Source organism: Streptomyces sp. LMG1-1-1.1 (assembly GCF_040815545.1).
GTDB lineage: Bacteria > Actinomycetota > Actinomycetes > Streptomycetales > Streptomycetaceae > Streptomyces.
The window spans coordinates 173,903-186,507 of the sequence record NZ_JBFPNH010000012.1 but is presented as its reverse complement, the minus strand read 5'-3'; the positions used below and the strand labels follow the sequence as shown (position 1 = coordinate 186,507).

Sequence of the window (12,605 nt, the reverse complement as noted above, 5' to 3'; positions counted from 1 at the left end):
CCGGTCTTTGGGGCAAGGCCAGGGGCTGGAAGTCTATTGGGACGACTTCTCTAACGAACTCATGGCGGGGCAGGGCGCCAAGCTGATCAAGGACGGGTCGACGTCCCTTGCCGACTGCAAGGAGGCCACAAGATTCGAGGACACCCTCAACGAATACTTGATGGTCAAGGGCGACCGCATCTGTGTCATCTCGACCACCGGGGCGATCGGCCTGATCAAGATCACGGACGTCGACCCCGGAACCTACTTCGGCCTCAGGGTCACGGTACTGCCCGCACCCGAAGCGGCTGAATCATGAGGTGAACACCGATGGGACGGTCCACCCACTCCTTCGCAAGGCCGCGCACGCCGAGCCGTCCCGGACCCGAGCGTCGATCCTGACCCCGTGGAGCCTCCCGTACCTCTTGCCCCCGCTCAGGCCGTGCCCAGACTCCCGCGCTACCGGCCTCGGGCACACGAGGGCGGGGATCTCACGGCGGATCCAGGAGACGGTCCTTAGGGCTGCGCCAGGGCCTTCCGGAGGGCGTCGATGCCGAAGGCCAGGTCCGCGTGGAAGCTCTCGTGGAGGTCGAAGTCCCGGGTCATGTCGACGTAGTAGCCGTCCGGGAGGGTCGACTCGGCACGCGAGAGGTCGCTGTTCAGTTCGTCGAGCTGCCGGATCATCCGGTGGGTGTCGCTCAGGGACTGCGTGAGGGCCTCGGCGAGCCGGCCGCCGGGCTGAAGGGAGGCGTCCGCACCGGCCCGGTGCGACGCGCGCAGCGCCGCCCGCACCGCCGCGCGCCGGAACTCGGCCAGGGCGAGGGAGGCTTCGATCCCGTCGTAGGAGACCTCGTTGGTCCAGGGGTCGTCATGGGCGAGGCCCGACGCCAGGAAGCCGACGCGGCGCGGGACGTCCAGGTCCTTCACCGCGTCGAACATCGGCGCGGCGAGCGCGGCGTCCTGTGCCAGTGCGACCGCGAACGCCAGGGCGTCCTCCCTCCGGAACTCGTCCCTGGTGGCCCGTGTCCCGGACCTCTCGGCCTCCCGCCGGAACCGCTCCACCTGGAGGGCGAGCACCGCTCCGAGCCGTACGGCCGCCAGTACGACCGCGGGAAACCCGCCGAGCACGGCCTCGCGTCCCGGCGCGTCACACCGGGCGAGGCCGCTCGCGTACACCCGTACCCCGGAGTGCGCGGACTCGGCGAACGAGTGCAGCACGGGTGCGCCGAAGGGCGGCACGGGGAGCGGGGGGCCGAGGTTCCACAGCGGCGGTACGGGGGCGCGGCGGGCGGTGGTGCGTGCCGCCCCAAGGGAGCCGCTCACCTCGTCCAGCCCGGCCCGCAGGTCGAGTACGGGATCCAGTGCGGCGACCAGCTCGCCCAGCAGTTCCGCGAACCTGACGTCTGCCTCCGCGCACCCCTCGGCCGTCCCGGGCCCCTCGACCTCCCCCTGCGCCTCGGCACCTCCGGCCTGCCCTGCCCCCGTCTCCGCTCCGAGCAGCATGCCGACGTGGCGCAGGGTGCGGTGCACCTTCGGCATCGACAGGCCCAGCTCGTACCCGATCGCTCCCGGCGCACAGCCGGCTAACCGACAGGCGATGACGTTGAGTTGGCGCTCGTTCAACTCTCTCAGCGGGGCGAGCGCCCCCACCGTCCGGACCTGCACGAGGGCGTCCGTGCTGCCCTTCCCCATGAGGGCGGGCGCCGTCCCGTGCGCTGGGCGGAGCACTCCGCAGCCGCCCCCGACGGTCATCCGGCACGTCCAGGCCCGCAGCGCCTGCGCGGTGACCACGGGGGACCTGGTGTCCTTCGCGGCCCCGGCCGCGTTCGCGCCCAGCAGGTCCATCCACCGCCGGGCCACCGTCATCGCGTCCTGGGCGAGCCGCGCCGCCTCCACCAGGTCCGCGCCCCGCAGCAGCGACAGGGCGACGAGCGGCCCCACATGCGCCCGGTAGTAGTCCCCGAACCCCACCCCGCTGACGGATGCCGCATCCGCCGGACCTGTCACCATTGGCCCAACCCCCTTGCCCATGCGGCTACTTGCGATGGCCGCCGGAGTCCAAGGTAGAGGCTCGCTCCAGGGCGCGGAAACTGCCCGCTCCCTGGAGCGAGGGCGGGGCCGTCACCTGGGCGCTGCGCGGCGCGGCGTGGTCCGGTGGAGACCACCGGGCACGGGGGTAGGTCGGGCACTCGACGCCCGAGACCTACTGGACCACGCGGATGACCTGGCAGGAGTAGCCGCAATCGTTGTCTCACCTGAGGTGGAGGATCGCCACGCCGCCGTCGACGTCGTACGCCTCTAGGGTCTACCAAAGCCTTGGCCGGACGTCGATCGCCCAGGATCAGCCGGGGGTCCCGCCCGGGGCACCGGGCGCCGCGCGCAGGACCGGCATCATCGTCTCGACGGCGGCGCCCCGCGCCAGATGGTCGAGGATCATCCGGTTGACCACGGCCGGCTGTTCCAGCGGCACCAGGTGGGACGCCCCGGGCACCACGGCCAGCAGGGCTCCCGGTATCGCGCGGTACAGGGTGGCGGTGTGTTCGAGCGTCATCAGGTCGTCGTCGCCGACCACGACCAGGGTGGACGCCCGTACGCGCCCCAGGTCGTCGGGAACGAGTACCGGCTGGGTCCGCCACATCTCGATCATCTTGGCCGCCACCACCGGCCAGTGGTCGGCGCCGTCCGGCGTGACCGCCGCGTACATCTCGCGGAAGAACTCCATGTCCGGGCTGTCGGGCGTCATCCCGTCGAGCATCGCCGGATCGACGAAGCACTCGGGCCCGGGGCGGAAGTTCGCCCCGATCGCCACGACCCCGCCGACCAGATCGGGCCGGGCGGCGGCGACGAGCAGCGCGACCACACCGCCGTCGCTCCACCCGACCAGATGCGCCGGACCCCCGACCACCCGCTCCAGGAACGCCACCGTGTCGTCCGCCATGTCCTGGTACGACAGCGGCCCCGGCACGTCGGGGGTGTGCCCGTGGGCGCGCCGCTCAGGCAGGAAGAGGCGGTACTCGCCGGCGAGGTCGGAGCGCTGGGCGCCCCACGTCTCATTGGTGCAGAAACCGCCGTGCAGCAGGACCAGCGGGTCACCGTCGCCCTCGGTCTCGTACCAGGTCCTGACCCCAGGAAGGTCAGCGTAAGCGCCCATCGTCCCAGGCCCTCTCCGGATCGGCCCCCTGCCCCGCCCAGTCTCCGCCGGGCCCCGGAGGGCCGCAAACGGTGGCCCGCGCCGGCTCGTGCGGCGCATGCCGTTCAGGGTTCGAACGCGCCGCGGGGGTTCGAACGCGGAAGACGGGGCACCCGGTCCTTCCGATCCGAGAGGGGTGAATGGGCATGAGCGCAGGGGGGTCGACCACGGCCGTCGCGAGAAGAGCGGCCCGTGGGGACGTAGTACGAGCGGGCGCCCGGACGGGCTTCGTCGCACGGGGGGTGCTGTACCTGTTCATCGGGATCCTGGCCGTACGCATCGGCCTGACGGGCACCGGCGAACAGGCCGACAAGGGCGGCGCCCTCGCCCAGGTCGCCGGGACGCCGTTCGGAGCCGTGATGCTCTGGGCCCTCGGCATCGGACTCGTCGGGATGGCGCTGTGGCGGCTCTCGGAGGCCCTGTTCGGCAGCGCGGGCCCGAAGGGCGACAAGTCGGCCAAGCGGGCCGTGTCCGGCGCCCGGGCCGTCTTCTACGCCGTCTCGGCCTTCTTCGTCCTGTCCTTCGCGACGGGGAACCGGGACAGCGGCGCCGGCTCGACCGACCGCCAGAGCCACGACATCACCGGCCGCCTCCTCGACCTGCCGGCGGGGCAGTGGCTGGTCGCCGCTGCGGCCGTGGGCTTCCTCGGCGCGGGCCTGTGGATGGGCGCCCGGGCCGTGATGCGGAAGTACCGCAAGCACCTGACGTGGGCCACGATGTCCGAGAAGCAGCGGCGCTTCATGGACGTGACCGGCATCGCCGGCGGTGTGGGACGCGGGCTGGTCTTCGCCGCGATCGGCTTCTTCGGGCTGAAGGCGGCGATCCAGTTCGACCCGGACGAGGCCAAGGGCATGGACGACGCGATCCGCTCGTTCGCGCAGACCCCCGCCGGGCCGTGGCTGCTGGTCGCCGTGGCCGTCGGACTCGTCCTCTTCGGGATCTTCTCCTTCGGCCAGGCGAAGTGGCGCGACGTCTGATCCGACGGCCCTGATCCGAAAGCCCCGCACGCCAGAACTGCCGGGGGCCGGGCAGTTCGCCTCCTACGGTCAGCCGGCCCGCAGGGCGCGGCGGTGTTCCCGCCAGGTCACCGGCGGCGCGGTGACCGCTGCGGCGGCTCAGCCGAACGCCGAGAGCTTCTCCCGCGCCAGCAGTTCCGCCCCGCGTCCGAGGCCCGCCAGGCCGCTCGGCACGTCCGTGCCGCCGGCGATCCGGGCCCGGGCCGCTCCGCCCACGCAGGCGAGTCCCGCCGGCAAAACGATCCGGCCGCGCTCGGCACGATGTTCTCCATGGTCGCCGCCCTGCTCCGCCGGCGCACACCGACGCCTTCACGCACTCCCTCCAGGGCGCCGGACTCATCGGCGGCATCCTCATGTTCGCCGTGGCGGCCGTCGTGTTCTTCCTGACCTCCGAGGGCACCGAAGTCTCCAACGCCAAGCGCCATCAAGCCCCAAGATCCGGACCATTCCCGGGCCATCTCGCTCACGAGGACCGTCAGCGAGAACATTCCCCCTGGCCAGCACGTCGGAACCCGTGAACCGCTGGTAGACGAAGAATCTGCCAACGCCCCCCCTGCGGCGGCCCGGAAGACGCAGAGCCCGGGCCGACGATGAGTAGGCGCCCACACGGCAGCGAGACACGGCGCGAGCGTCCGTCAACCTGCTTAGGCAGCGTCGACGCCGCCACGTGTCCAAGCAACACACCGGTCAAGGCGGTCTGTGATCGTCGCCGGCAGCCGACGATACTGCTGAAGGGACCATCCTCTGCACCTGCAAACCACCGCACATCGAGTCGGCACCTGACACGCCGTCACCTAAGTCAGCAAGACACCGGTCAGGGCCACACCCGCTACCTGCTAGGAGTCACGTATGAGAATGTTGATCAACGTCCCGGAGACCGTCGTCGCTGACGCGCTGCGGGGGATGGCGGCGGCACATCCCGAGTTGACCGTGGACGTGGAGCGGCGGGTCGTGGTGCGGAGGGACGCGCCCGTGGCGGGGAAGGTGGCGTTGGTGTCCGGGGGTGGGTCCGGGCATGAGCCGTTGCACGGGGGGTTCGTGGGGCCGGGGATGTTGGCGGCGGCGTGTCCTGGGGAGGTGTTCACGTCGCCGGTGCCCGATCAGATGGTGCGGGCCGCGGCGGCGGTGGACAGCGGGGCCGGGGTGCTGTTCGTCGTGAAGAACTACACGGGGGACGTACTGAACTTCGAGATGGCTGCGGAGCTCGCGGAGGACGAGGGCATCCAGGTCGCGAAGGTCCTGGTCGACGACGACGTGGCGGTGACGGACAGCCTGTACACGGCGGGGCGGCGCGGCACGGGTGGCACGCTGTTCGTGGAGAAGATCGCGGGGGCGGCGGCCGAGGAGGGGGCGCCGCTGGAGCGGGTGGAGTCGGTCGCGCGCCGGGTGAACGAGCGGTCGCGGTCCTTCGGGGTGGCACTGAGCGCGTGCACGACGCCCGCGAAGGGCAGCCCCACCTTCGACCTCCCGGACGGGGAGCTGGAGTTGGGCGTCGGGATCCATGGCGAGCCGGGCCGCGAGCGCCGGGCCATGATGACGTCGCGGGAGATCGCCGACTTCGCCGTGGACGCCGTCATCGAGGACCTGCGCCCCACCGGTCCGGTGCTCGTGCTGGTCAACGGCATGGGCGGGACTCCGCTCCTTGAGCTGTACGGCTTCAACGCGGAGGTGCAGCGGGTGCTCGCCGAGCGGGGCGTGCCGGTGGCGCGGACACTGGTCGGGAACTACGTGACCTCGCTCGACATGGCGGGCTGCTCGGTCTCGCTGTGCCAGGTGGACGAGGAACTGCTGCGGCTGTGGGACGCGCCGGTGCAGACGCCCGCGCTGCGCTGGGGCCGGTGAGCCGGGCCGTGAGGACACCGGCGGACGAGGGAACGGGCGAGGGAGAGGGCATGACGGAGACGTTCGGCGCGGAGTTCCTGGTGCGCTGGCTGGCCGCGGTCGCCGAGGTCGTGGAGCGCGAGGCGGACCGGCTGACCGAGCTGGACTCGGCCATCGGCGACGCCGACCACGGCGCCAACCTCAAGCGCGGATTCGCCGCCGTCGCCGAGACGCTGGCCAAGGAACCGCCGACGACCCCCGGCGCCGTGCTGGGCACCGCAGGACGGCAGCTCATCTCCACCGTCGGCGGCGCGTCGGGGCCCCTGTACGGGACGCTGCTGCGCCGCACCGGCAAGACCCTCGGCGACGACGAGCGGATCAACCGCGCGCAGCTCGCGGAGGCACTGGGTGCGGGCGTCGCCGCCGTGTCCCAGCTCGGCGGAGCGCAGGTGGGCGACAAGACGATGCTGGACGCGCTGGTGCCGGCCGTGGAGGGCCTGCGGACCTCGTTCGACGCGGCCCGCGCCGCCGCCGAGGAGGGCGCCCTCGGGACCGTACCCCTGCGGGCGCGCAAGGGTCGGGCGAGCTACCTCGGCGAACGGTCGGTCGGGCACCAGGATCCGGGGGCGACGTCGTCGGCCCTGCTGTTCTCGACGCTCGCCGAGACCGCGCGCACCGAGGGGGTGTCTTGAACACGGCGACTGACGGGTCGACTCCCGGCCCTTCGACGTCCGGAGCTTCGGCATCCGACGCTTCGACTCCCGACGCTTCGACACCCGACGCTCCGACACCCGGCGCTCCGACATCCGTCTCGTCGACGTCGGGCGCGTCCGTGTCCGCGTCCGCGTCCGCCTCCCCCTCCCCCTCCCCCTCCGCCTCCGTCGGCATCGTGCTCGTGTCGCACAGTGCGGCGGTCGCGGCGGCCGTGGTCGAGCTGGCGCGGGGGCTTGCGGGCGGGGGTGGGCTCGCGCCGGTGGCGGCGGCGGGTGGGACGCCGGACGGGGGGCTGGGGACGAGTTCGGAGCTGATCGCCGAGGCGGCGAGGGCGGTGGACCGGGGTGCCGGGGTGGCGCTCCTGGTCGATCTGGGGAGCGCGGTGCTCACGGTGAAGGCGCTGCTGGCCGAGGGGGACGAACTGCCCGCGGGTTCGCGGTTGGTGGACGCTCCGTTCGTCGAGGGCGCGGTCGCGGCGCTGGTGACGGCGAGCGCGGGCGGGGACCTCGACGCGGTGGCGGCGGCGGCCTCGGAGGCGTACGCGTACCGGAAGGAATGAGGCTGCGCGGCGAGTGCGCGGAGTGACGGAGGGGGCGCGCCGGGTGGCGACCGTGTTGTGATGCAGCAGGTCAACCCACTAATGTCGCAGGGCCTTGGTGTACGGGAAACCGGTGCAGTACCGGTGCGGCCCTCGCCACTGTGATCGGGAGGTCCGGCTCCACCCCCGCGGGGAACACCCTCGGGGAAGCCACTGGACCGCGACGGGAGACCGCCGCGGTGTGGGAAGGCGGAGTCGGACGGCATGACCGTCAGCCAGGAGACCGGCCAGGGTGCGTTGTCCATCCACGAGGTGCTGGAGAGGGTCTCCCGACCATGCATATAGCCGAGGGGTATCTGCCCCCCGCTCACGCCGCCGCCTGGGGCGTCGCGGCCGCCCCGTTCGTCGTCCACGGGGTCCGCGCGCTGACCCGAGAGGTGCGGTCCAACCCCGAGTCCACGCTGCTGCTGGGCGCGTCCGGCGCCTTCACGTTCGTCCTGTCCGCGCTCAAGCTTCCGTCGGTGACGGGTAGTTGCTCTCATCCGACCGGTACGGGGCTGGGCGCGATCCTGTTCCGGCCGCCGATCATGGCGGTCCTCGGCACGATCACCCTGCTGTTCCAGGCGCTGCTGCTCGCCCATGGCGGCCTGACCACGCTCGGCGCCAACGCCTTCTCGATGGCGATCGTCGGGCCCTGGGCGGGGTACGGGACGTACCGGCTGCTGCGCCGGTTCGGTACGCCGCTGATGGTGGCCGTCTTCTTCGGCGCGTTTGTCGCCGACCTCTCCACGTACTGCGTCACCAGCGTGCAGCTGGCGCTGGCGTTCCCGGACGCCGGGACGGGGGTGGCGGGCGCGCTGGCCAAGTTCGGCGGGATCTTCGCGGTGACGCAGATTCCGCTGGCGGTGAGCGAGGGCCTGCTCACCGTGCTCGTGATGCGGCTCCTCACCCAGTCGAGCAAGGGCGAGCTGACCCGGCTGGGTGTCCTCCCCCGGCCGCGGACCGCGCTCGACAAGGAGGCGGCCGCGCGATGAGCGTCAGGATCAGCCGAAACGCGAAGATCAACGGACTGCTGCTGCTGGTCGTCGTCGCGCTCGCGGTGCTGCCGCTGGCGCTGGGTCTCGGCGACCACAAGGAGCAGCCGTTCACCGGGTCCGACGGGGAGGCGGAGACGGCCGTCTCCGAACTCGCTCCCGACTACGAGCCCTGGTTCAGCCCCCTGTACGAGCCGCCGTCCGGCGAGATCGAGTCGGCGCTCTTCGCGCTCCAGGCGGCCCTGGGCGCCGGCGTCCTGGCGTACTACTTCGGCCTGCGGCGCGGCCGCCGGCAGGGGGAGGCGCGGGCCGCGGCGGCGAGGGCCGAGGCGGACGGTGCGGCAGGGGACGAGGGCGACACGGGGGCCGCTGCCCGGCCCGTCGACGGGCGGGACGTGTAGTCGCCGATGCTGCCCATCGACGCGGCGGCGCACAGCAGTCGCTGGCGCTCCCGCCATCCCGCCGAGAAGGCGGTGCTCGGTTTCGGTCTGACGCTGTGCGCGGTGGGTCTGCCGCCGTGGCCGGGCGCGGTGCTCGTGGCGGCGGTGACGCTCGGGGTGCTGCTCGGGCCGGCCGGCGTGCCGGGCCGCCAGCTGTGGCGGGCGTTTCGCGTTCCGCTCGGGTTCTGTGTCACGGGCGCGGTCCCGCTGCTGTTCGAGGTGGGTGGGGCGCGGGGAGTCGTGGCGCTGGCGCCCGGTGGCCCGGCGCACGCGGGCGGGCTGTTGCTGCGGACCGCGTCGGCTTCGCTCGGGGTGCTGCTGTTCGCGTTCACGACGCCGATGTCCGACGTGCTGCCCCGGCTGGTCCGGGCGGGCGTGCCGGCGCCGGTGGTGGACGTGGCGCTCGTGATGTACCGGATCATCTTCCTGCTGCTCGACTCGCTGTCCCGGATCCGGCAGGCCCAGGCGGCGCGTCTGGGGCACACCACCCGGGCCGCGACCTGGCGTTCGCTCGCGGGGCTCGGCGCGACCACGTTCGTCCGGGCCTTCGACCGGGCGCAGCGCCTGCAGTCGGGGCTCGCCGGGCGGGGGTACGACGGGACGCTGCGGGTGCTCGTGCCCGCGTGCGGGATCTCCCGCCGGTTCCTCGCGGCGACGGCCGTGCTGCTCGGGGGGCTCGTCGCCCTCACCCTCGTACTGGAAAGGTTCCTTCCGTGACGCCTCAGAACGCGACGACGCCCCGGGGCTCGACGCCGGTCGTGGAGCTGGTGGGGGCGGGGTTCGCCTACGAGGACGGGCCCGCCGTCCTGTCGGGCGTGGACTTCGCGGTGGCGGAGGGGCGTGCCGTCGCGCTCCTCGGCCGCAACGGCAGCGGCAAGACGACGCTGCTGCGGCTGCTGAGCGGCGGGCTGCGGTGCGGGGGCGGTTCGCTGCTCCTGGACGGTGCGGAGGTGACGTACGACCGCCGGGGCCTGACCCGGCTGCGGACCACCGTGCAGCTCGTGGTGCAGGACCCGGACGACCAGCTGTTCGCGGCCTCGGTCGGCCAGGACGTGTCGTTCGGGCCGATGAACCTGGGGCTGCCCGAGGACGAGGTGCGGCTCCGGGTGCGCGAGGCGCTCGAGGCGCTGGACATCGTGGCGCTCGCGGACCGGCCGACGCACCTGTTGTCGTACGGTCAGCGCAAGCGGGCCGCCATCGCCGGCGCCGTGGCGATGCGGCCCCGGGTCCTGATCATGGACGAGCCGACGGCCGGCCTCGACCCGCACGGCCAGGAGATGCTCCTCGACGCCCTCGGGCGGCTCCGCGCGTCGGGCACCACGGTGGTGATGGCGACGCACGACGTGGACCTGGCGCTGCGCTGGGCCGACGAGGCGGCGGTCCTCTCGCCCTCGGGTCTTCGCACGGGGCCGGTCGCGGAGCTCCTCGCCGACGACGCCCTCCTCGCCGCCGCCCGGCTCCGCCGGCCCTGGGGCACCACCGTGGCCCGCCTTCTGCGCGCACAGGGCCTGCTCACCCCGGACGCGCGGGAGCCCCGGACACCCGAGGACCTGGACGCCTGGGCCGGGCCACAGGGGGCCGGGGCGCAGGTGGCCGGGGCGTAGGCGGTCAGGGCGCAGACCGTCAGGGCACAGGCGGTCGAGCCGCAGGTGGCGGGGACGCACGCGACGGGGGTCGGCGGCCCGTCCTGAGCGGTGGCGTCCGTGGGTACCGAGTAGTAGATGTCACGTCCCCAATCTTCTGCAACTAGTTGCACAACCACAGGGGGTCCCCTAGAACTGAGGTCGACGATCCTGCCCGAGGAGGCGCCCCATGACCCCGTACCCGCACCTGCTGAGCCCGCTCGACCTGGGGTTCACGACCCTGCCCAACCGGGTGATCATGGGCTCGATGCACGTCGGCCTCGAGGAGACTGAGCACGGCTTCGAGCGCATGGCCGCCTTCTACGCGGAGCGGGCCAAGGGTGGCGCCGGCCTGATCGTCACCGGCGGCATCGCACCCAACGAGGCCGGACGGCCGTGGGACGGCGGGGCCAAGCTGACCACCGCCGAGGAGGTCGCCGAGCACCGGCTGATCACCGACGCCGTGCACGCCGAGGGCGGCCGGATCGCGATGCAGATCCTGCACTTCGGCCGGTACGCGTACCACCCTGGCCTGGTCGGCCCCAGCGCGATCAAGGCGCCGATCAGCCCCTTCGTACCGAACGAGCTGACCGACGACGAGGTCGAGCAGACCGTCGAGGACTACGCCCGCTGCGCCGAGCTGGCCAAGGAGGCCGGCTACGACGGCGTCGAGGTGATGGGCTCCGAGGGCTACCTGATCAACGAGTTCATCGCGGCCGCCACCAACCAGCGCACCGACCGCTGGGGCGGCGGCTACGAGAACCGCGTCCGCTTCCCCCTGGAGATCGTCCGCCGGATCCGCGAGCGGGTCGGCGAGGACTTCATCCTCGTCTACCGCCTGTCCATGCTGGACCTCGTCCCCGGCGGCTCCACCCTCGAAGAGGTCGTCCAGCTCGCCAAGGAGATCGAGGCGGCGGGCGCGACCATCATCAACACGGGCATCGGCTGGCACGAGGCGCGCATCCCCACCATCGCCACATCGGTGCCGCGCGGCGCGTACACCTGGGTGACGAAGAAGCTGATGGGCGCGGTCTCCGTGCCGCTCGTCACCAGCAACCGCATCAACACGCCCGAGGTCGCCGAGGAGATCCTCGCCGACGGCCGCGCCGACCTCGTGTCGCTCGCCCGGCCGTTCCTCGCCGACCCCGCCTTCGTCGCGAAGGCCTCGGCAGGCCGCGCCGACACCATCAACACCTGCATCGGCTGCAACCAGGCCTGCCTGGACCACACCTTCAACCTGAAGATCACGTCCTGCCTGGTCAACCCGCGCGCCTGCCACGAGACCGAGCTCGTCCTCTCCCCCACCCGCCTCGCCAAGCGCGTCGCGGTCGTCGGCGCCGGCCCGGCCGGTCTCGCCTGCGCCGTGTCGGCGGCCGAACGCGGCCACGCCGTCACCCTCTTCGACGCCTCCGCCCGGATCGGCGGCCAGCTGAACGTCGCCAAGCAGGTGCCCGGCAAGGAGGAGTTCGACGAGACGCTCCGCTACTTCCGCGTCCAGCTCGCCGAGCGCGGCGTCGACGTCCGGCTGAACACCCTGGTCACCGCGGGCGACCTGGACGGCTACGACGAGGTCGTCGTCGCCACCGGCGTCTCCCCCCGCACGCCCGCCATCGCGGGCGTCGACCACCCCAGCGTCGTCAGCTACCTCGACGTGCTGCGCGACGGCGCGCCCGTCGGCGACCGGGTCGCCATCATCGGCGCGGGCGGCATCGGCTTCGACGTCGCCGAGTTCCTCACGGACGGCGGCGAAGGCGCGAGCCAGGACCCCGAGACGTACTTCCGCCAGTGGGGCGTCGACACCTCCTACGAGAACCGCGGCGGCCTGCGCACGCCCGAGCGCAACGCCCCGCCCCGCCAGGTGCACCTCCTCCAGCGCAAGGCCTCGAAGGTCGGCGCGGGACTCGGCAAGACGACCGGCTGGATCCACCGCACCGAACTCAAGCACCGGGGCGTCACCATGGTCGCGGGCGTCTCCTACGACCGGATCGACGACGAGGGCCTGCACCTCACCGTCGACGGCGAGCAGCAGCTCCTGCCCGTCGACACCGTCGTCCTCTGCTCCGGGCAGGAGCCGAAGCGGGACCTGTACGACGCTCTGGTCGCGGCGGGCCGCGCCCCGCACCTGATCGGCGGCGCCGACGTGGCCGCCGAGCTGGACGCGAAGCGCGCCATCGACCAGGGCACCCGCCTCGCGGCCACCCTGTGACGCCCGCTCGCTGATCACCGTGGCCGGCCGAACCTAGGATGCGAG

Annotated in this window: 12 protein-coding genes and 1 riboswitch; of the genes, 10 read left to right on the top strand and 2 right to left on the bottom strand. The window is 72.8% G+C overall.

Features of this window, described 5'->3' with window-relative positions; genetic code table 11:
* Positions 1–61: 61 nt before the first annotated feature.
* Positions 62–298 carry a hypothetical protein gene (locus tag MRBLMG1_RS04650; protein ID WP_367820976.1) on the top strand — a complete coding sequence of 79 codons (237 nt, stop codon included), beginning with the start codon at positions 62–64 and terminating at the stop codon, positions 296–298.
* Between the two features lie 197 nt (positions 299–495).
* Here MRBLMG1_RS04650 and MRBLMG1_RS04645 read toward each other — a convergent pair whose 3' ends face one another.
* Together MRBLMG1_RS04645 and MRBLMG1_RS04640 are read right to left on the bottom strand one after the other, a co-directional pair.
* Entirely contained in the window at positions 496–1,989 is a 1,494-nt protein-coding gene (locus tag MRBLMG1_RS04645) for a hypothetical protein (RefSeq protein ID WP_367820974.1), read from the bottom strand.
* Between the two features lie 331 nt (positions 1,990–2,320).
* Complete coding sequence (locus MRBLMG1_RS04640) at positions 2,321–3,130, bottom strand: alpha/beta fold hydrolase (protein ID WP_367820972.1); 810 nt, start codon at positions 3,128–3,130, stop codon at positions 2,321–2,323.
* A gap of 185 nt (positions 3,131–3,315) precedes the next feature.
* On the opposite strand from MRBLMG1_RS04640, the gene MRBLMG1_RS04635 reads away from it, so the two are divergent.
* The 9 genes from MRBLMG1_RS04635 (at position 3,316) to MRBLMG1_RS04595 (ending at position 12,560) form a co-directional block, all read left to right on the top strand.
* Positions 3,316–4,146: a DUF1206 domain-containing protein gene (locus MRBLMG1_RS04635; protein WP_367820970.1), complete on the top strand. Its 831-nt coding sequence runs from the start codon at positions 3,316–3,318 to the stop codon at positions 4,144–4,146.
* A gap of 888 nt (positions 4,147–5,034) precedes the next feature.
* Positions 5,035–6,027 (top strand): dihydroxyacetone kinase subunit DhaK, encoded by a 993-nt coding sequence (gene dhaK / locus MRBLMG1_RS04630; protein WP_367820968.1) that lies wholly within the window; start codon positions 5,035–5,037, stop codon positions 6,025–6,027.
* Positions 6,028–6,077: 50 nt separating this feature from the next.
* Complete coding sequence (dhaL, locus tag MRBLMG1_RS04625; protein WP_367820967.1) at positions 6,078–6,698, top strand: dihydroxyacetone kinase subunit DhaL; 621 nt, start codon at positions 6,078–6,080, stop codon at positions 6,696–6,698.
* 140 nt (positions 6,699–6,838) lie between these two features.
* On the top strand, positions 6,839–7,279 hold the full coding sequence (locus MRBLMG1_RS04620) for a PTS-dependent dihydroxyacetone kinase phosphotransferase subunit DhaM (protein ID WP_367820965.1): 441 nt from the start codon (positions 6,839–6,841) through the stop codon (positions 7,277–7,279).
* Positions 7,280–7,357: 78 nt separating this feature from the next.
* Positions 7,358–7,564, top strand: a riboswitch (cobalamin riboswitch).
* Positions 7,565–7,593: 29 nt separating this feature from the next.
* Positions 7,594–8,292, top strand: a complete 699-nt coding sequence (locus tag MRBLMG1_RS04615) for an energy-coupling factor ABC transporter permease (protein ID WP_367820963.1) — start codon at positions 7,594–7,596, stop codon at positions 8,290–8,292.
* 8 nt (positions 8,293–8,300) lie between these two features.
* Positions 8,301–8,693 (top strand): energy-coupling factor ABC transporter substrate-binding protein, encoded by a 393-nt coding sequence (locus MRBLMG1_RS04610; protein WP_367821030.1) that lies wholly within the window; start codon positions 8,301–8,303, stop codon positions 8,691–8,693.
* 6 nt (positions 8,694–8,699) lie between these two features.
* Positions 8,700–9,449 carry a cobalt ECF transporter T component CbiQ gene (cbiQ, locus tag MRBLMG1_RS04605; RefSeq protein WP_367820961.1) on the top strand — a complete coding sequence of 250 codons (750 nt, stop codon included), beginning with the start codon at positions 8,700–8,702 and terminating at the stop codon, positions 9,447–9,449.
* Positions 9,446–10,336, top strand: a complete 891-nt coding sequence (locus MRBLMG1_RS04600; protein WP_367820959.1) for an ATP-binding cassette domain-containing protein — start codon at positions 9,446–9,448, stop codon at positions 10,334–10,336. The genes cbiQ and MRBLMG1_RS04600 overlap by 4 nt, the downstream gene beginning before the upstream one ends.
* A 208-nt stretch (positions 10,337–10,544) precedes the next feature.
* Complete coding sequence (locus MRBLMG1_RS04595; protein WP_367820957.1) at positions 10,545–12,560, top strand: FAD-dependent oxidoreductase; 2,016 nt, start codon at positions 10,545–10,547, stop codon at positions 12,558–12,560.
* Positions 12,561–12,605 lie beyond the last annotated feature (45 nt).

Excerpts from the sequence above, each read along its gene's own strand:
- dhaK (WP_367820968.1), top strand. The coding sequence starts at position 5,035 with ATGAGAATGTTGATCAACGTCCCGGAGACCGTCGTCGCTGACGCGCTG.
- cbiQ (WP_367820961.1), top strand. The coding sequence starts at position 8,700 with ATGCTGCCCATCGACGCGGCGGCGCACAGCAGTCGCTGGCGCTCCCGC.
- MRBLMG1_RS04650 (WP_367820976.1), top strand. The coding sequence starts at position 62 with ATGGCGGGGCAGGGCGCCAAGCTGATCAAGGACGGGTCGACGTCCCTT.
- MRBLMG1_RS04615 (WP_367820963.1), top strand. The coding sequence starts at position 7,594 with ATGCATATAGCCGAGGGGTATCTGCCCCCCGCTCACGCCGCCGCCTGG.
- MRBLMG1_RS04645 (WP_367820974.1), bottom strand. The coding sequence starts at position 1,989 with ATGGTGACAGGTCCGGCGGATGCGGCATCCGTCAGCGGGGTGGGGTTC.
- MRBLMG1_RS04635 (WP_367820970.1), top strand. The coding sequence starts at position 3,316 with ATGAGCGCAGGGGGGTCGACCACGGCCGTCGCGAGAAGAGCGGCCCGT.
- dhaL (WP_367820967.1), top strand. The coding sequence starts at position 6,078 with ATGACGGAGACGTTCGGCGCGGAGTTCCTGGTGCGCTGGCTGGCCGCG.
- MRBLMG1_RS04640 (WP_367820972.1), bottom strand. The coding sequence starts at position 3,130 with ATGGGCGCTTACGCTGACCTTCCTGGGGTCAGGACCTGGTACGAGACC.
- MRBLMG1_RS04595 (WP_367820957.1), top strand. The coding sequence starts at position 10,545 with ATGACCCCGTACCCGCACCTGCTGAGCCCGCTCGACCTGGGGTTCACG.